Source organism: Pseudomonas sp. NFACC02 (assembly GCF_900110765.1).
Taxonomy (GTDB): Bacteria; Pseudomonadota; Gammaproteobacteria; order Pseudomonadales; family Pseudomonadaceae; genus Aquipseudomonas.
In genome coordinates this window covers 1-19470 of the sequence record NZ_FOEO01000019.1, presented here as the reverse complement: position 1 = coordinate 19470, position 19470 = coordinate 1, and the positions used below count along the sequence as shown (strand labels likewise).

Sequence of the window (19470 nt, the reverse complement as noted above, 5' to 3'; positions counted from 1 at the left end):
TTGTTATTAGCTCTAAACAGCGTTGTAACCACTTGCTTCGTGTGCCTGACGGGCCTGTTTTACGGCAGAAATCAGCCCGTCAGATGTGCTCATTGACGCAGTGCACTGCGTGCGGGATCAGTTGCGGTTGAGCCGCGTGACGTTCCCCATGCTTTCAGCGGCCTGCGACTTTCCCAAGGCACCCATACGTTCGCCGGTCTTGGCGTCGAACAGCAACACCTTGCTCGGATCGAACTGCAGGGTCAGGGTTTCACCCACCGCTGGCGCGACATCCGGCGCCAGACGGCAACAAACCTTGCTCTCGTTCAACGTAACGAATACTAGCGTGTCAGGCCCCGTCGGCTCGGTCACCTGCACTTCAGCACGAATCGTCGGCATTCCTGCAAGGTCACCGGACGCCAGCACGATCTGTTCCGGGCGCAGACCCAGAATCACCTCACGGTCCTCGAGCCCTGCGTCGCTCATGTTCATCGGCAATTCGCAACGTGCCTGACCGCTGTCCAGCAAAGCGACCAGACGTCCCTCTTTGCGTTGCAGACGCAGCGGAATGAAGTTCATCGGCGGCGAACCGATGAAGCTGGCGACGAACAGGTTCGCCGGATCGTTGTAGATCTGTTTCGGCGTGCCGAACTGTTGAATGATGCCGTCCTTCATGACCGCGACTTTGTCGCCCAGGGTCATGGCCTCGATCTGATCGTGCGTCACGTAAACCGTGGTGGTTTTGAGGCGCTGATGCATCAGTTTCATTTCAGTGCGCATCTCGACGCGCAGCTTGGCGTCGAGGTTGGACAGAGGTTCGTCGAACAGGTAGATCTTCGGACGACGTGCCAGGGCCCGGCCCATGGCCACGCGCTGCTGCTGACCACCGGACAGCTGACCCGGCTTGCGATTGAGCAGGTGCTCGATCTGCAGCAGCTTGGCAACGCGCGCGACTTCTTCATCGATGGCCGACTGGCTCATCTTGCGAATCTTGAGGCCGAATTCGATGTTCTCGCGCACGCTCATGGTCGGGTACAGCGCATAGGACTGGAACACCATGGCAATGTCGCGATCCTTCGGACTCATCCCGCTGACGTCCTGATCACCGATCATGATCGCGCCGCCCGTGATGTTTTCCAGACCCGCGATGCAGTTCATCAGGGTTGACTTACCGCAGCCCGAAGGGCCGACCAGAATCAGGAACTCGCCATCCTTGATCGACAGTTCGATGTTCTTCAGGGTGTCGGGCAGCCCTGTCCCGTAGGTCTTGTTTACATTGCGAAGCTCAAGCGTTGCCATGATTACCCCTTGACTGCGCCGGCTGTCAGCCCGCGCACGAAATACTTGCCTGCGACCACATAGACCAGCAGGGTCGGCAGACCCGCGATCATCGCCGCCGCCATGTCCACGTTGTATTCCTTGACGCCCGTACTGGTGTTGACCAGGTTGTTCAGCGCCACGGTGATGGGTTGCGAATCGCCGCTGGAAAACACCACACCGAACAGGAAGTCGTTCCAGATCTGCGTGAACTGCCAGATCAGGCAGACCATGATGATCGGGGTCGACATTGGCAGAATGATCCGCCGAAAAATGGTGAAGAAACCGGCACCGTCCAGACGTGCAGCCTTGACCAGCGCATCGGGAATGCTGACGTAGTAGTTACGGAAGAACAGCGTAGTGAACGCCAGGCCGTAAACCACGTGGACGAACACCAGACCGGTCGTGGTGCTGGCCAGTCCCATCTTGCCGAGCGTGAACGACGCTGGCAGCAGGACGGTCTGGAACGGCAGGAAGCAGCCGAACAGCAACAGGCCGAAGAACATCTGCGAGCCACGGAAGCGCCACATCGACAGCACGTAGCCGTTCAACGCACCGATCGCGGTGGAGATCAGCACCGCCGGAACGGTGATCATGATCGAGTTCCAGAAATAGCCCTTCACCGTGGCCCAGGCCTTGATCCAGCCAATGCCGGTGACTTCGGTCGGCCAGCTCAGCAGGTTGCCGCTGCCGATGTCTTCGGGCGATTTGAAACTGGTCAGCAGCATCACCACCAGCGGAATCAGGTAGATCAGCACCGCGCCGATGAGCACGGCGTAGATCGCGATCCGGCTCAGGCTGATGGAAGGTTTGGCGGCGAGACTAGTCATTGCGCTTGGTCCTCAGCTCGGAATACAGGTAAGGCACGAGGATGGCGAGAATCGCACCGAGCATCAGAATCGCACTGGCCGAGCCCATACCCATCTGGCCACGGCTGAAGGTGAACGAATACATGAACATCGCGGGGAGGTCCGACGAGTAGCCCGGACCGCCAGCGGTCATGGCCGCGACCAGGTCGAAACTCTTGATCGCAATGTGCGCCAGGATCATCACCGCACTGAAGAACACCGGACGCAGGCTGGGCAGCACCACCTTCCAGTAGATCTTCGGCATGCTGGCGCCATCGATTTGCGCGGCACGGATAATCGACTGATCCACGCCACGCAGGCCCGCCAGGAACATCGCCATGATGAAGCCCGAGGCCTGCCAGACGGCAGCGATCACCAGGCAATACACGACGCGATCAGGGTCGATCAGCCAGTCGAGACGGAAGCCTTCCCAGCCCCAGTCACGCAGCAGTTTGTCCAGGCCCATGCCCGGGTTGAGCAGCCATTTCCAGGCCGTACCGGTGACGATCATCGAGAGCGCCATCGGGTACAGGTAAACGGTGCGGATAAAACCTTCGCGACGAATGCGCTGATCGAGAAACACGGCCAGCATCACACCGACGACCAGACTGATGCCGATGAACATGCCACCGAACACGGCCAGGTTCTTGCTCGCGACCCACCAGCGGTCGTTGTCGAACAGGCGCGCGTATTGCGCCAACCCTACGAACTTGTAGGACGGCAGGAAAGTCGAGTTGGTGAACGACAGAACGAACGTCCACAGGATATAGCCGTAGAAGCCCACCAATACGATGAACATGCTGGGCGCCAGCACCAGTTTGGGTAGCCAGCGCTGCAGTGCATCGAACGGCGAGGCTTTGCTGAACACAGCAACAGAACTCATGGTGAAATCCAGTACAGAAAAATGAAGAGTGCAAAAACGCCGCCTCCTGTGGGGGTGAGCTTGCTCGCGAATACGGTGTGTCAGGCGCAGGTGCATTCACTGACGTAACGCTTTCGCGAGCAAGCTCACTCCTACCGGTAAACCGCGTTGTTATTGGGCAGCCTTGACCGCAGCACCCAGCTTCTTCGCCGCATCGGCCGGATCGGCTTTCGGGTCGTTGATGAAATTGGTCACGACATCAAAGAACGCGCCTTGAACGGCCAGCGTGGTCGCCATGTTGTGCGCCATGCTTGGCTGCAGGCCGCCTGTCTTGGCGTCCGCCAGGAAGTCCTTGGCAGCGGTCTGGGCGCAGGAGTCGAAACCGTACTTGCCCATGTCGGCGAGCATGTCGTTACGCACCGGGATCGAACCCTTGTTGATGCTGAACACCTTCTGGAAGTTTTCACCCAGCACGATTTTGGCGAGGTCCTGCTGACCGGCAGCCGTGCCCGCATCTTTCTGCTTGAACACGGCGAGGGAGTCGATGTTGTAGGTGAACGCCTTGTCGGTGCCCGGGAAGGCCACGCATTCGTAGTCCTTGCCAGCGATTTTCTTGGCGGCGGTCCATTCGGACTTGGCCCAGTCACCCATGATCTGCATGCCGGCTTTGCCGTTGATGACCTTGGCCGCTTCCAGGTTCCAGTCCTGGCCCTTGCCGTCGGGATCCATGTAGGTGGCGACTTTCTTCAGCTCAGTGAGCGACTTGACCATTTCCGGGCCGGTCAGCGCGCCATTGTCCAGATCGACCAGCGCCTTTTTGTAACCGTCAGCACCCATCACGGACAGTACGACAGCTTCGAAGACCGTGCTGTCCTGCCAAGGCTGACCACCGTGAGCCAGGGCAATGAAGCCGGCTTTCTTGAGCTTGTCGCCCGCTGCGTAGAATTCTTCGAGGGTGGTCGGGTTCTTTTTGATACCGGCTTTCTTGAAGACTTCGGGGTTGATCCACAGCCAGTTCACGCGGTGGATGTTCACCGGTACGGCCACGTAATCACCGTCGTACTTCACGGTATCGGAGACTTTCTTGTCCAGCAGGCTGTCCCACTTTTCCTGCTTGGCAACGTCTTTCAAGACGTCGGTGTCGAGCAGGCCGGTGGAGGCCCATTCCTGAATGTCCGGACCTTTGATCTGGGCGACAGCTGGCGGGTTGCCAGCCACAGCGCGGCTCTTGAGAACAGTCATGGCAGTGGAACCGCCACCGCCGGCGACAGCGCCGTCTTTCCAGGTGAAACCGTCTTTTTCAACTTGGGCCTTAAGCACATCGACAGCCGCTTTTTCGCCACCGGACGTCCACCAGTGGACAACTTCGACAGTGCCTTTGGAATCAGCGGCCATAGCGCTCAGAGGGAACAACGAGGCGAGAGAAACGAGTGCTGCGAGACGGGAAATCGAATTCATCTATTTGACCTTATTGTTGTTATGCATGAGCAAGTCTTGGTGCTTGCGCTGCATGGATTCTAATCAACGGGTTAGCGCGGACGGTAACGAAGGGATGCGCGAGTGTCACTGAATGGTTACATTCGAAAACCATCGGGGATCAACCAGTAGGCGTGCTTGCCCGCGATGGCGGTGGATCAATAACGCCGATACCAACTGACACACTGCAATCGGGGGCAAGCGCGCTCCTGCGATGACCGGGTTCGGCGCTCACTCCACCCCGCGCGGGAGATACAGCGTTACTCGCAAACCACCCTCGCGCAGGTTCTGAAGGGTCACTTCGCCGCCGTGACTGTGAGCGATGTTGCGGGCAATCCCGAGACCGAGGCCGTAGCCCTGCTGATGTTTGCCCGCCAGGCGGAAATGAGGCTCGAAGACTTGCTCGAGCCGTTGTTCAGGCACGCCCGGCCCTTCGTCTTCGACGTGCAGAATGAACGCCTCGGCATCGTCTTCGACGTACAGGTGCGCCTTGTCGCCGTACTTGATGGCGTTGTCGATCAGGTTGCCCATGCAACGCCTCAACGCCAGCGGCTTGCCGTAGAACATCGACATGGCCCTGCCCTTCACTGTCACGCGACCGCCCCCGTTAGGGCCCAGGTAGGGTTCGATCAGGCAATCAAGCGCGTGGTTGAGGTCCACCGGTTCGATGTTTTCGTGAATGTCGGTGTCCTTCACGCATTGCAAAGCGCCTTTGACCAGCAGTTCCAGCTCGTCGAGATCGCGGGTGAACTTGACCTGCATTTCCTCGTCTTCCAGCAGCTCGACACGCAAGCGCAAACGCGTAATGGGAGTGCGCAGGTCGTGGGAAATCGCGCTGAACAACTGACCGCGTTCGGTCAGGTAGCGGCTGATGCGATCGCGCATGGTATTGAACGCGCGCGTCACTTCGATGACTTCGCTACCGCCACCCTCCACAACCGGCTCGACATCGGCGCCCAGCGACAGGTCCCGCGCCGCGCGCGCCAGCCGCTTGAGCGGGCCGCTTTGCCAGTGCACCAGCAAACCGATGAACACCAGCAGAAAAATGCTCGTCAGGCCGATGAACCAGACCTGCTGCGACGGCAGCCCCTCCTCTTCGAGCATGGTGTACGGTTCGGGCAACAGCGACGCGATGTACAGCCATTCCCCCGGCGACAGTTCGATCTGGGTCACCAGGACAGGCGGATTCACCGGCTCCAGTGTCAACGCGTAATGGGCCCATGAACGTGGCAGCTCGTCGAGCTTCAGGCCGCTGTTGAAGATGCGCAGGTCTTCCGGGCGCACGAAGCGCACCAGGATGTCCGGGTCAGCGCCGAGATTCTGCCGCAGGACCTGAGCGACCACGTTGATGACCGCCGACTTGCGCACGGTCGGTTCCAGCACCTGCATGTCCAGCGGACGATCGTTGAGCGACACGAAGAAACGCGTGCCGCCCATGCTGCGCAATTGATCGAGCACCAGTGGGCGGAAGGCAACGGGCAGAGACCGGAAATAACTGACGCTCGCCGCCATGGAAAAGCCCAGGCTGCGGGCACTGGTGATCAGCCCTTCCATCTGCGTGGCACGCAGTTGGGAAAGCCAGATCAGGCTGGACAGGGTTTGCGCCAGCAGCACGGCCAGCAGGGTCAAGAGCAGCATGCGCCCCAGCAGCGAGCGCGGTACGGGCAGACGACGCTTTTTCTCGGTCACCATCGGCAATCAGTAGCCGTTGCTGGCTTGCGGCAGCACGTTGGCCGCCAGCAGATAACCACTGCCTCGCACGGTGCGAATCAATCGCGGCGCCTTGCCGGTGTCGCGCAAACGCTGACGCAGGCGACTCACGGCCATGTCGACGATGCGTTCCAGCGGCATCAGCTCACGACCCCGCGTGGCGTTACCGATGGTGTCGCGGTCGAGAATCTGCTGTGGATTGTCGAGAAACAACTTGAGCAGCGCAAAGTCAGCGCCGGAAAGGATGACCTCTTCACCGTCGTTGTGGAACAGCCGGTGGCTGACCATGTCCAGACGCCACTCATCGAAGACCAGCACTTCGCCTCCGGCGCGCTCCTGCCCGAACTGGGCGCGGCGCAGCAAGGCCTTGATACGCGCCTGGAGTTCGCGAGGGCTGAAGGGTTTGGCCATGTAGTCGTCGGCCCCGAGCTCCAGGCCAATGACCCGGTCTGCCTCGTCGGAGCTGGCGGTGAGCATGATGATGGGGACGTGAGGCTGACGCGGGTGCTGCCGGACCCAGCGGCACAGGCTGAAGCCGTCTTCATCGGGCAGCATGACGTCGAGAATCAGCAGGTCGCTCGGTTCGTCATTGAACGCCTGACGAAACTGCGCACCGTCGCCGACGGTACGCACCTGAAAGCCAGATCGGCTCAGGTAGGCTTGCAGCAATTCACGAATCTCCTGGTCATCGTCGACCACCAGAATCGATTTACTGACAGCGTTCACTTTGGTCGTCCTTGTAAGCACTGAAATTGTTGTTATGGGCACAGATAACACAGTGTAGGAGCGCGCTTGCCCGCGATGCGCAAGTCCAGACGCCACATCGGTGACTGAAAGATCGCCATCGCGGGCAAGCGCGCTCCTACAGGTACGGTGGCAGCACTCAGCCTTGAGCCAACAGCGCCTGATCCAACGCCACACCGGCGCCCATCAAGCCCGGGTACTCGGCCGTCACCAGCCACACCGGCACGTCCTTGAAGTAATCCTTCATCAAGCCCTTTTCTGCAAGCGCCCTGTTGAAGCCGCTTTTCTTGAAGAACTCGACGAAGCGCGGAATGACCCCGCCCGCGATGTACACACCGCCTCGGCCGCCGACGGTCAACACGTTGTTGCCTGCCACCCGACCGAGGAACACACAGAATTGTTCGAGCACGGCACTCGCCACCGGATCACCCTGAATCGCCGCCGAGGTAATGGCGGCCGGTGATTTCAGCACCGGCTCAATTTGATCCAGCGCACAACTGACCTGATACAGCAGCAACAGACCTGCACCGCTCAAAATGGTTTCGGCACTCACATGCTCATGCTCGGCCATCAGCCGCAGCCACAGCATGGCTTCACGTGGAGTACCAATCGGCAGGTCGACATGGCCGCCCTCACCCGGCACGGCCGTCCAGTGGCTTTCACCGGTGCGGATCAACGTGCCGACACCCAGCCCGGTGCCAGGCCCGATCACCACGCGCGCGCCTTTGGGATCGCCCTTGCCATGACGGACCGTTGTGTACTCATCGTCACGCAGTCGGGTCATGCCCAGTGCCATGGCGGTGAAGTCGTTGACCATGATCAGGTTGTCGATCTTGAGCGCCGAGCAAAATGCCTGACGGTTGATTTTCCAGTGGCTGTTAGTGAAGTGAAAATCATCACCGGTCACAGGCCCCGCAACCGCCAGACAGATCGAGCTGACATCGCCCAACTGCAACTCCAGGTCCTGCAGGTAAATCAGCAAGGCCTTCTCGGGACTCGCGTAATCGACCGTCGGGAACACCCGGATCGAATGCAGCTGGTCGTCTTCCCAAATGGCAAAACGAGCATTCGTGCCGCCGATATCACCCACCATCGCCAATGTCACTTGAGCGTCTCCAGATTCGAAGTAAAGGCGCTGGCGCCCTTCTCTGCCGAGCTGAAGGCCATGCGCATGAAACCGAACAGCTCGCGACCGGTGCCCACGTTATGGGACAGGCGGCCAATTGCCGGCTCTCTGGCGGCCAATTCTGCCGGTTCGACCAGAACTTGCAATGTTCCTTTCACACCATCGACCCGAATGAGGTCCCCATCACGCACAAGTGCCAATGGGCCACCATCGGAGGCTTCGGGACACACATGGATCGCCGCCGGGATTTTTCCCGAAGCGCCGGACATCCGGCCGTCGGTGATCAGCGCGACCTTGAAGCCGCGATCCTGCAGCACGCCCAGGAATGGCGTCATCTTGTGCAGTTCTGGCATGCCGTTGGATCGCGGCCCCTGGAAACGCATGACCGCGACGAAGTCACACTCCAGCTCGCCAGCCTTGAATGCGTCGGCCAAATCCTGCTGATCTTCGAACACCTTGGCGGGGGCCTCGACGATCTGATGCTCCAGCGCAACGGCCGACACTTTCATGACGCCGCGCCCCAGATTGCCCTCCATCACGCGCAAACCGCCTTCCGGCGAGAACGGACGGGCGATGGGGCGAAGAATGTTTTCGTCCAGGCTTTCGCTCGGGCCGTCGCGCCAGACCAGCTTGCCCTCATCGAGGAACGGCTCTTGGGTGTAACGACGCAGACCACGACCGACCACGGTGTTGACGTCTTCGTGCAACAGCCCGGCGTCGAGCAGTTCGCGGATCAGGAACGACATGCCGCCCGCCGCCTGGAAGTGGTTGATGTCGGCTTTGCCGTTCGGGTAGACGTGGGTCAGGGTCGGCACGACCTCGGACAGATCCGCCATGTCCTGCCAGGTCAATTGAATGCCCGCACATTGGGCGATGGCCGGCATGTGCAGCGTGTGGTTGGTGGAACCACCCGTCGCGTGCAGGGCAACAATCGAGTTGACCAGCGAACGCTCGTCCACAATCTCACCCAGTGGAATGAATTCGCCGCTCTGTCTGGTCAGACGCGTGACCTGATAGGCGGCCTCGCGGGTCAGCGCATCGCGCAGCGGTGTGTACGGATTGACAAAGGAGGCACCCGGCAAGTGCAGCCCCATGACTTCCATCAACAGTTGGTTGGTGTTCGCCGTGCCATAGAAGGTGCAGGTGCCCGGACCGTGATAGGACTTCATTTCCGAGTCCAGCAACTCTTCACGCGTGGCCTTGCCTTCGGCGTAACGCTGACGCACGTCGGCTTTTTCCTTGTTGGAAATGCCCGACACCATCGGACCGCCCGGGACGAAGATCGTCGGCAGGTGACCAAACCGCAGGGACCCCATCAACAGGCCCGGCACGATCTTGTCGCAGATGCCCAGCATCAGTGCCGCGTCGAACATGTTGTGGGACAGCGCGACCGCCGTTGCCATCGCAATGACTTCTCGACTGGCGATACTCAGTTCCATGCCCGGCTCGCCTTGGGTCACGCCGTCGCACATGGCTGGCACGCCGCCCGCGAACTGACCGACCGAGCCGATTTCGCGCAGCGCCTTTTTGATCTGTTCCGGGAAGTGCTCGTAAGGCTGATGCGCCGACAGCATGTCGTTGTACGAAGACACGATGGCCACGTTGGCCGCGTTCATCATGCGCAGACTGTTTTTGTCTTCGGTGCCACAGGCCGCGACGCCGTGCGCAAAGTTCGCGCATTGCAGCTTGCCGCGCATGGGACCATCGCTCGCCGCGCCCCGGATCAATTGCAGATAGCGCTGACGGGTTTCACGGCTGCGAGCAATCAGCCGTTCGGTTACCTCAAGGACGCGGGGATGCATTGTCATGAACTCCAGGCTAGCGGATGTGGTCACCCGTTCAGGCGCTTACAAAAACCGTCGTGAAATCATGCCCCCAATGAAACGCTTCAGCAAAGGCTTTGATTTTCAGACAGTTGTGGTGGCTTTACGGGTTTCTATTTGTAGATAAAACAAAATACTGCCACTAAAAAGGCTTGTTTTCTATTTTTATGAGAATAATCTTGTAATTCCAACAACAAATTCACTGAGGACGGGTGTATGACTCTCCGCATCGCAATCAATGGTTTTGGCCGGATCGGCCGCAACGTCCTACGCGCACTCTATACCCAAGGCTACCGTCAGGACCTGCAGGTCGTCGCCATCAACGACTTGGGCGACAGCGAGATCAACGCCCACCTTCTCAAGTACGACACGGTTCATGGCCCCTTCGACGGCACCGTGGAGCACGACAACGAAAGCCTGACCGTCAATGGTGACCGTATTTCGGTCAGCGCCATCCGCAACCCGGCCGAGCTGCCCTGGAAGTCCGCAAACATTGACGTCGTGTTCGAATGCACCGGTCTGTTCACCGACCGCACCAAGGCGGCGGCCCACATCACGGCGGGTGCCAAGAAGGTCATCATTTCCGCTCCGGCAAAAGGCGCCGACGCCACCGTGGTCTACGGCGTCAACCACGATGTGCTGCGTCAGTCGCACCAGGTGATCTCCAACGCATCGTGCACCACCAACTGTCTGGCCCCTGTGGCGCAGGTACTGAACCGCGAGCTGGGCATCGAAAGCGGCCTGATGACCACAATCCATGCCTACACCAACGACCAGAACCTGATCGATGTCTACCACACCGATCCGTATCGCGCGCGTTCGGCGACACAGTCGATGATCCCAAGCAAAACCGGCGCGGCCGAAGCCGTGGGCCTGGTGCTGCCTGAACTGGCTGGCAAGCTGACCGGCATGGCCGTGCGCGTCCCGGTGATCAATGTCTCGCTGGTCGACCTGACCATTCAGCTGAAACGCGATGCAACGGCCGATGAAGTCAACGCCATCATGAAAGAAGCTGCCCAACACTCGAAGATTCTGGGCTACAACGCCCTGCCGCTGGTGTCCCACGACTTCAACCACAACCCGCTGTCGTCGATCTTCGACGCCAACCACACCAAAGTCAGCGGTCGCCTGCTGAAGGTGCTGGCCTGGTATGACAACGAGTGGGGTTTCTCGAATCGCATGCTCGATAACTGCCTGGCCCTGATGAACGCCGAGTAAATCAAAGCGTCGGGTGACTGTGGGAGCGAGCTTGCTCGCGAAGGCTGAAGTCGAGTCATAGCAAATGTGCAGGATGTTCCGGCCTCTTCGTCCGGATGCGGCGCAGAGCAAGCTCGCTCCCACAGTAGACAGCCTCGCCGTACCTGCCTTTACATTTGCTTTGCAACTTTCTGCCTTGCCAATAACGCAGATGATAAGCATTATCATCCACTGTTTTTTGGTCGGGTATCCTTGTGAGTCAGTCTCACTTCAATGCTGTTTTTCTCGCACGAAGAACCATCCTGCTGCGCACGCTGCAGCGCATGGTCCGCAACCCCAGTACCGCAGAAGATCTGCTGCAGGAAACCTACCTGCGCGTGACCCGCGCGCTGGGTGAACGCGCGATCGCTCATCTAGAACCTTTCGTTTTCAGGACTGCACGCAATCTGGCGCTGGATCACTTGCGGGCCCACCGGCTCCATTCGCGCACCATCGTCGACGATGCGCCTATCGCCGATGTCAACAACGTGGTTGCACCCCTCCCTGCGCTGGAGGATGTCGCCCATGCCGACCGCCTGCTCGAAGGCCTGAGCGCCCGCCTGGAAAAGCTCACGCCCAGGCAGCAGAAAATCTTTACCTTGAGTCGGCTTCAAGGTGCGAGCTATCTGGAGATCGCCGAGCAGTTGGGCGTTTCGGCCAGTACCGTGCAAAAGGAACTCAAGCTGATCATGACGATTTGCGTCAGTGTCGCAGCCCGACTTGAACGCTAATGAGAGCGGCTTGATTCATCCCCATCAGAAACCCGGCGGCCGGTGCGATTGATAGCGCTAAACTTGCGCCCCAAACCGTGTACCCGAGGACGCTCCTTGACGGACTCTCAATCACCTGGCCCGGACCAGGCGGCCGACGTGCCGGATGACCGAGCCATGGATCAGGCCCTGAACTGGCTGATCGAACTGGACGGTGCCGACCCGCAACGGCAAGCCCGCTTTCAGGAGTGGCTGGCGGCCGCCCCTGCCCACGGAGAAGCGTTCGCCAGGGCCGAGGCGGTCTGGAATTCTCAGCCGGTGCTGGAAGCGGCCGTTCAACTGGCTGCGCCCAAAAAGCCCTCGACGCTGCGCCGCCTACGCCCGCATTGGGTGCCATTGGCCACTGCGGCGGCGCTGCTGCTGGGATTATTCAACTTCAGCGATCTATCGTTGCGAATGAAAGCGGACCACTTGACCGTCGCCGGAGAACGCCAGCGGCTCGAGCTTTCGGACGGATTGAAGGTGCTGCTCAACACCCGATCCGCGTTCTCCAGCGAACTGGACGACCGTCATCGTGTCGCCCGTCTATATCAAGGTGAAGCCTTCTTCGACGTCCCGACCGCCAAAGGATTGCCGCTGGAAGTCGAAGCCGGTCCGGTGCGCATGAGCGCCAGCAGCACGGCGTTCGCCGTCCGCTACCTGAACGGCGTGACGCAGATTCAGGTCGAGCGGGGCGCAGTGAATGTGCAGGCGACTCAAGGTCACTCTCAATTCAGCCTCGGCGTCGGGGACAGCCTGCGGGTCGGGCCCGACGGCGTCAGCCATCGAGAAAAGACTGACTCGAACAAGGATCTGGCCTGGGTTCGGGGACGATTGATCTTCGATAACTGCCCGATGAGCGAAGTGCTGGCCGAACTGCGCCGCTACTACCCGGGCTGGATCATCAACACCAATACCCGACTGGATCAGGTCGCCGTGACCGGCAATTACCGCCTGGACAACCCGATCGACGTTGTGCGCTCGCTGGCTCACATCACCTCCGCACGCCTGCACGAACTGCCTGCGCTGGTGATTTTGAACTGAGCGAAATTATTTTTACGCGATAGCCGTTCCTCGTACGTCTCGTTATAGCCAATGCAAGTGATTCTTATTTGAATCTTTAAGCACACACTATAACGACCCGCACGACAGGGAGCGCTATCGATGCCGTTCACGTTCACCCCCGCCACGTCCACTTCGACAGCACCAGCACGTCAGTTCGCTTTTTCACTGCTGACCGTCGCAGTATTCGCCGCTGGTTTTTACAGCGGGCCAGCCATCGCCGCCGAACAACCGGCACGCGTTGCGGGCAGCTACCCGTTCTCGATCAAGCAGCAACCGCTGGTGGCGGCGCTGAACGAATTCAGCAAGATCACGGGCTGGCAGGTCGGCATGGCGTCGGGCCTGGCGCAGAACGTGACGTCGCCCGGCGTCAGCGGCACGATGTCCGCAGAAAAAGCGCTGGATCGCCTGCTCGCGGGCAGCAACCTGAACTACCGCAAACTCGGCAATAACAACGTCGCGCTGGAAAAACGCAGCAACTCTGGCGCTTTGGCACTGGAACAAGTGACGGTCAGCGCAACGCGTCAGGCGCAATCAGTGGACTCGGTGCCCAGCACCGTCACCGTGCACGACCGAACGGACCTGGACCGACAAAACGTCAACACCATTCGTGATCTGGTGCGCTATGAACCCGGTGTTTCCGTGGGCGGCGCGGGTCAACGTGCGGGCACCAGCGGCTACAACATTCGCGGCATCGACGGCGACCGGATTCTCACGCAAGTCGACGGCGTCGAAGTGCCGGACAACTATTTTTCCGGCCCCTACGCTAATACTCATCGCAACTACGTCGATCCGGAGATCATCAAACGCGTCGAAATCCTGCGCGGCCCCGCGTCGGCTTTGTATGGCAGCAGCGCCATCGGTGGTGCGGTCAGCTACTACACGCTCGACCCGGAAGACATCATCAAGCCTGGCAAAGACGTCGGTGCTCGTCTGAAAACCGGTTACAGCTCGGCGGACGACAGCTGGTTGAACTCAGCGACCGTCGCAGGCCGTGAAGGCGATTTCGACGGTCTGTTGCACGTCAGTCAGCGTAATGGCCGGGAAACGGAATCCTATGGCGAGCATGGCGGCACCGGCCTGAGCCGCACCGCCGCCAATCCGGAACACGTTCGTGCGACCAACGTGCTGGCCAAGCTGGGCTGGAACTATGGCGACAACGATCGTCTGGCGTTCACCTACGAGAAGTACAAGGACGACACGCATACCAACCAGAAAAGCGCAGTGGGCGGGCCATTCACAAGCGGCCGCGGATTCGGTTTTTATCGGGGACGCGAAGGCAACGACGTCATCACCCGTGAGCGCTTCGGCCTGGAAAATACCTTCGCGCTGGAAAGCCTGCTGGTCGACAACGTCAATTGGAGTCTGAATTACCAGATCGCCAAAACCGACCAGAACACCATCGAGCGCTATGTGCCGGGCAGCCGGGATGTCTGGCGCACGCGTGACACGACCTACAAAGAGCGCCAGTGGATCTTCGACGCCCAACTGGACAAGGCTTTCAGCATCGCCGACACCGAGCATCTGCTGACCTACGGCACCACGATCAAGCAACAGAAAGTCACCGGCGAACGCAGCGGCACCGCCACATGCGCCGCCGTACTCGGCACCTGCCGCACCATCGGAGCGACCAGCCCGACTGCGTCCGACAGCCTGGCGCCGAACAGCGACTTCCCGGACCCGACGATCAACACCTACGCGCTGTTCGCCCAGGATCAGATCCAATGGGGCGACTGGACCTTCTTGCCGGGTGCGCGGTACGACTACACCACACTCAATCCGCACGCCACCGACGAATTCCTGCGCGCCGTCAGCCTGACCAGCAAGAACCAGTTCAACGACAAAGAGAAGAAATGGCATCGCCTGTCGCCCAAGCTGGGTGTGACGTACGCGATCAACGACGCCTACACCTGGTACGGCCAATACGCCGAAGGCTTCCGCACGCCGAGCGCGAAAGCACTGTATGGCCGCTTCGAGAACCGCAATACCGGCTACATCGTCGAACCGAACCCTGAGCTCGAACCTGAGAAGAGCAAGAGCTACGAAACCGGGTTCCGTGGTCGCTTCGACGAGGGCTCGTTCGACGTGGCGGTGTTCTACAACAAATACCGCGACTTCATTAATGAAGACGCCATTCAACCGGCCACATCGACCCAGGCCGTGTTCCAGTCCAACAACATCAAGCACGCCACGATCAAAGGTGTGGAGCTTAAAGGTCGCCTGAACCTGGACAACTTTGGGGCACCGGAAGGCCTCTACACCCAAGGCTCGTTGGCCTACCTGTATGGCCGCAATGACGACACCGGCCAGCCGATCAACAGCGTCAACCCGCTGACCGGCGTGTTCGGTCTGGGTTATGACCAGGACCACTACGGCGGTTTGCTGAGCTGGACCCTGGTCAAGCGCAAGACCCGGGTGGACGACACCAACTTCCATGCGCCGGACGGTTCGTCGACCCCATTCAAGACACCCGGCTTCGGTCTGCTGGACCTGACCGGTTTCTACAAAGTGACCGACGACGTGACGGTCAGCGGCGGCCTGTACAACCTGGCCGACAAGAAATACTGGCTGTGGGATGACGTGCGCGGCTACGACGGCGTCGGCGAAGCCGGCGTGACCGCACCCGCCAATCTGGACCGCCTGACCCAACCGGGCCGCAACGTCGCGATCAATCTGGTGTGGAATATCTGACTGAAATGAAAGCCCCCCTTTGTAGGAGCGTGGCTTGTCCCGCGATCTGCCGGGAACCGGCAGCGAAACCTGAGCACGCGGTGGTTCAGCACTGACGGGGCACAGGAGTTACGACTGCTTCGCAGCCGATCGCGGGACAAGCCACGCTCCTACAGGGGTACGGTTCATTTTTTACGCTCAAACGGCGCTCACTCGTCTCGTTAACAAACGCCTCTTTTCCAAGGAAGACACATGTCCCACGCCCCGATTCGTCGCTCCCAGCGTCTGAACCAGATCACCCACGCCCCGCATGAGCAACTGGACAAGGCAGTCAAGGCCAACGCGCCGTTCGAAACACTGCCCCGTTACACCCGTTTCCTGAGCGCGCAATACCTGTTTCAGCAAGAGCTCAAAGCGCTGTACACCGATCCGCAATTGATCGAACTGATCCCCGACCTGCCCGAACGGTGCCGTGCGGAGCAGGCCAAGACCGATCTGAATGACCTGGAGTCACCGATTCCCGGCCCTGTCGCCGGTTCGGTCAATAACCCTTCGCTCGCCGAAGCCTTGGGCTGGCTGTTCGTGTCGGAAGGCTCGAAACTGGGCGCGGCGTTCCTGATCAAACGTGCCGCGGCGTTGAACCTCAGTGAAACCTTCGGCGCCCGTCATCTGGGCGAACCCGCCGGCGGTCGGGCCGAGGGCTGGAAGCGCTTCATCCGGATCCTCGACGACCTGCCGTTCAACGAGGAGCAGGAGCGGCAGATCGACGCAGGTGCCGTCGCCGCGTTCGAGCGTTTCAACGTGCTGCTGGAGCATGCCTATACGTCGGCTGCCGAACCTCAGCCCGCCTGAGCACACGCCTTTTGCGCCCGGCGCTGTTAAGCTGGGCGCCTTTTCGAGGGGAGTATTCCCTCGACGCACTTCTTGACCCGGCAGCACCCGAGACTCATGACCCGTACTCCCCAAGGCAGCAAACTGTCCCGCATTCTGTTTGGCATCCTGGCCTACGTCAGCCTCGCCATCGGCATCATCGCGATTTTCATTCCAGGGCTGCCCACCACCGAATTCATCCTGCTGGCCGCATGGGCCGCGACCAAAAGCTCACCGCGCTTGAGTGCCTGGCTGGAAAACCACCGCCTGTTCGGCCCCATGCTGAGCAACTGGCGCAACGGCAAGCTCATCGCCCGCAGCGCTAAAATCAGCGCGACCGTCACGATGCTGATTTGCGCAGCCATGATGCTGGTATTGCTCAAGCACAACTGGTGGATCTACTTCGCGGTGGCCGGCATGGTGCTGGTCAACCTGTGGATATGGTCACGACCGGAGCCTGCGGCACGAGACGTAGAATGCACGGACTCGTCCGGCCAGCGCTGAACCCCGGCAGGGGTAAACGGTCTGCTCCTTACCGTCATTGATTTCTGAAGGAGCAGTCACATGTTCGAGCCAGGTCATTTGCACGTCGCCCACCCCGCCTTGCAGCCCGACGATGTCAGTTACGACATTCATGTCCACTATGAAGTCAGCCAGACCGACTCGGGCGCCGGCATGCACTTCACGATGGACGGCGAAATCAACGGCAAGCCTTTCAACGAAACCTTCGACCTTCCCAAGGACCTGGCTTACAACTTCGCCAGTGAAGCCTCACGTATCGCCGAAAAACATGGCCTGCCCAAAGACACCGACCTCCATTCAATGGACGGACAGTACGACGCCATGTTCGAAGACATTCGCCACCAACTCGATATGAAATCCGGCGATGCGGTGAAGCCGGAGCATTTGGAGTGATTCTCACGGTCCTGTAGGAGCGCGCTTGCCCGCGATTGCAGAATGTCTGTCGATGAATTTGTTGCAGGCATACCGCAATCGTCCGATGCGGCCCAGAGCAAGCGCGCTCCTACAATGCGGCGCTCAAAGAAGCCAACGCCATTTACTGGCATAATCGCCCCCGTCTTTCGCCTGAACCTCTCCGCACCCCATGCGCATCCACGTTACGTTCATCGACCGCGTCGGCATCACCCAGGAAGTTCTGGCGATCCTTGGCGGGCGGAATCTGAACCTCGATGCCGTGGAAATGGTGCCACCCAACGTCTACATCGACGCGCCGACCCTCAGCCACGACGTCCTCGAAGAACTCAAGGACCGGCTGTTTCGCGTGCGCGGCGTGGAAGCGATCACCGTGGTCGACATCCTTCCCGGTCAGCGCCGTCACCTCCAACTGGATGCCTTGCTCGCCGCCATGACCGATCCGGTACTGGCGCTGGACAGTGCAGGCCATGTCCTGCTGGCCAACCCGGCGCTGGTCGCGTTGTACGGCCGAGAACCGGCGGGCGAATCTGTTGGCGAGCTGTTTTCCGACCCTGCCCTGCACGCCGCGTTGCTGGAAAACGGCTTTCGGCTCCCCCTGCGCGAGGTCACGCTGAACGGTGAAGCCTTGCTGCTGGATGCCACGCCGATCACTGACGCCGGCGCCCTGCTGACGCTATACCTGCCCAGTCGCATCGGCGAACGGCTTTCGGCGCTGCACCACGATCACGCCGAGGGCTTCGATGCCCTGCTGGGCGACTCCGCACCGATCCGCACGCTTAAAGCCCGCGCTCAGCGGGTCGCCGCGCTCGATGCGCCCTTGCTGATCCAGGGCGAAACCGGCACCGGTAAAGAACTGGTCGCTCGCGCCTGTCATGCCGTCAGCGCTCGTAACGGCGCACCGTTTCTGGCACTGAACTGCGCGGCACTGCCGGAAAACCTCGCGGAAAGCGAACTCTTCGGCTATGCGCCCGGTGCCTTTACCGGCGCGCAACGGGGCGGCAAGCCCGGTCTGATGGAGCTCGCCAACCAGGGCACGGTGTTTCTAGACGAGATCGGCGAAATGTCGCCGTACCTCCAGGCCAAGCTGCTGCGCTTTCTGAACGACGGCAGTTTCCGTCGCGTCGGCGGCGACAAGGAAGTGAAGGTCAATGTGCGCATCCTCAGCGCGACCCACCGCAATCTGGAAAAGATGGTCGCCGAAGGCACCTTCCGTGAGGACCTGTTCTATCGCCTGAATGTGTTGAACCTGGAAGTCCCGCCGCTGCGAGAGCGCGGGCAGGACATTCTGTTGCTGGCGCGCTATTTCATGGAGCAAGCCTGCACCCAGATTCAGCGCCCGGTGTGTCGCCTCGCGCCAGGCACTTACCCTGCCCTGCTCGGCAACCGCTGGCCGGGCAACGTGCGACAACTGCAGAACGTGATCTTTCGCGCAGCGGCGATTTGCGAGAGCTCTCTGGTGGACATTGGCGACCTCGACATCGCGGGCACCTCGGTGGCACGAGAAAACGATGGCGAAATCGAAAGCCTGGAAGCTGCCGTCGAAGACTTCGAGAAATCGCTACTGGAAAAGCTCTACAGCCACTACCCCTCGACCCGCCAACTTGCCGCCCGCTTGCAGACGTCTCACACGGCCATTGCCCATCGGCTGCGCAAGTACGGGATTTCCGGCAAAGCCTGAAGCACCGCTACTGTGTAGGAGCGCGCTTGCCCGCGATCTGGCGCGCAGCGGCAGCAAAATCAGGCGACCCGGTTATGCCTGACACTCCGCATGCACCGGCCTTGCGATCCCGGCAGATCGCGGTGGGTGGGTTTGTTGGGTTCGCTGGGTTCGTTGGGTTTGGCATTGGGAGGGTGGGCAGATCCATTTTCTCGGGTGGCGCCGATTCACTTTTCCGCCCCTCCGGCGGGTCACTTTTGAAAAGGCACCAAAAGTAACCAAAAGTGCCCGGCTCCTGGTTGGGCCCTCGTTCCTCGGGTACCCGCACTCCGACGACGCTCCGTGGGCCCGCGCCGAACGGACATCCATGTCCTGACGGCGCTCTCGCGGCATCCATGCCGCTCG

Annotated in this window: 16 protein-coding genes; 8 read left to right on the top strand and 8 right to left on the bottom strand. The window is 60.3% G+C overall.

The features are described 5' to 3' along the window. Positions 1–117: 117 nt before the first annotated feature. From BMY73_RS16450 to edd, 8 genes are all read right to left on the bottom strand, one after another. A complete protein-coding gene (locus tag BMY73_RS16450) occupies positions 118–1278 on the bottom strand; it encodes an ABC transporter ATP-binding protein (protein WP_092408404.1) in 1161 nt (386 codons plus the stop codon). Positions 1279–1280: 2 nt separating this feature from the next. Continuing rightward, complete coding sequence (locus tag BMY73_RS16445) at positions 1281–2126, bottom strand: carbohydrate ABC transporter permease (RefSeq protein ID WP_062384370.1); 846 nt, start codon at positions 2124–2126, stop codon at positions 1281–1283. Further along, entirely contained in the window at positions 2119–3027 is a 909-nt protein-coding gene (locus tag BMY73_RS16440; protein WP_062384373.1) for a carbohydrate ABC transporter permease, read from the bottom strand. Before BMY73_RS16440 ends, BMY73_RS16445 begins: the two co-directional genes overlap by 8 nt. A 150-nt stretch (positions 3028–3177) precedes the next feature. Then, complete coding sequence (locus BMY73_RS16435; protein WP_092408402.1) at positions 3178–4464, bottom strand: ABC transporter substrate-binding protein; 1287 nt, start codon at positions 4462–4464, stop codon at positions 3178–3180. Positions 4465–4713: 249 nt separating this feature from the next. Continuing rightward, positions 4714–6174: an ATP-binding protein gene (locus BMY73_RS16430; RefSeq protein WP_062384378.1), complete on the bottom strand. Its 1461-nt coding sequence runs from the start codon at positions 6172–6174 to the stop codon at positions 4714–4716. Between the two features lie 6 nt (positions 6175–6180). Further along, positions 6181–6918 (bottom strand): response regulator, encoded by a 738-nt coding sequence (locus BMY73_RS16425; RefSeq protein ID WP_062384381.1) that lies wholly within the window; start codon positions 6916–6918, stop codon positions 6181–6183. A gap of 157 nt (positions 6919–7075) precedes the next feature. Continuing rightward, a complete protein-coding gene (locus tag BMY73_RS16420) occupies positions 7076–8029 on the bottom strand; it encodes a glucokinase (RefSeq protein ID WP_370588171.1) in 954 nt (317 codons plus the stop codon). 8 nt (positions 8030–8037) lie between these two features. Continuing rightward, positions 8038–9864: a phosphogluconate dehydratase gene (gene edd, locus BMY73_RS16415; RefSeq protein WP_092408400.1), complete on the bottom strand. Its 1827-nt coding sequence runs from the start codon at positions 9862–9864 to the stop codon at positions 8038–8040. A gap of 237 nt (positions 9865–10101) precedes the next feature. Between edd and gap the strand changes: the two genes are divergently transcribed. From gap to BMY73_RS16375, 8 genes are all read left to right on the top strand, one after another. After that, positions 10102–11103 carry a type I glyceraldehyde-3-phosphate dehydrogenase gene (gene gap, locus BMY73_RS16410; protein ID WP_062384389.1) on the top strand — a complete coding sequence of 334 codons (1002 nt, stop codon included), beginning with the start codon at positions 10102–10104 and terminating at the stop codon, positions 11101–11103. Positions 11104–11336: 233 nt separating this feature from the next. Then, on the top strand, positions 11337–11852 hold the full coding sequence (locus tag BMY73_RS16405) for an RNA polymerase sigma factor (protein WP_092408398.1): 516 nt from the start codon (positions 11337–11339) through the stop codon (positions 11850–11852). A gap of 156 nt (positions 11853–12008) precedes the next feature. Continuing rightward, positions 12009–12914 carry a FecR family protein gene (locus BMY73_RS16400; protein ID WP_092408396.1) on the top strand — a complete coding sequence of 302 codons (906 nt, stop codon included), beginning with the start codon at positions 12009–12011 and terminating at the stop codon, positions 12912–12914. A gap of 120 nt (positions 12915–13034) precedes the next feature. Then, entirely contained in the window at positions 13035–15623 is a 2589-nt protein-coding gene (locus BMY73_RS16395) for a TonB-dependent receptor (RefSeq protein WP_092408394.1), read from the top strand. Positions 15624–15854: 231 nt separating this feature from the next. Further along, on the top strand, positions 15855–16454 hold the full coding sequence (locus BMY73_RS16390) for a biliverdin-producing heme oxygenase (RefSeq protein WP_092408392.1): 600 nt from the start codon (positions 15855–15857) through the stop codon (positions 16452–16454). 96 nt (positions 16455–16550) lie between these two features. After that, positions 16551–16976: a YbaN family protein gene (locus BMY73_RS16385; protein ID WP_062384403.1), complete on the top strand. Its 426-nt coding sequence runs from the start codon at positions 16551–16553 to the stop codon at positions 16974–16976. Between the two features lie 60 nt (positions 16977–17036). Next, positions 17037–17387 carry a DUF5064 family protein gene (locus BMY73_RS16380; protein WP_092408390.1) on the top strand — a complete coding sequence of 117 codons (351 nt, stop codon included), beginning with the start codon at positions 17037–17039 and terminating at the stop codon, positions 17385–17387. 190 nt (positions 17388–17577) lie between these two features. Further along, on the top strand, positions 17578–19086 hold the full coding sequence (locus BMY73_RS16375; protein ID WP_062384409.1) for a sigma-54-dependent transcriptional regulator: 1509 nt from the start codon (positions 17578–17580) through the stop codon (positions 19084–19086). The last annotated feature ends 384 nt before the right edge of the window (positions 19087–19470 follow it).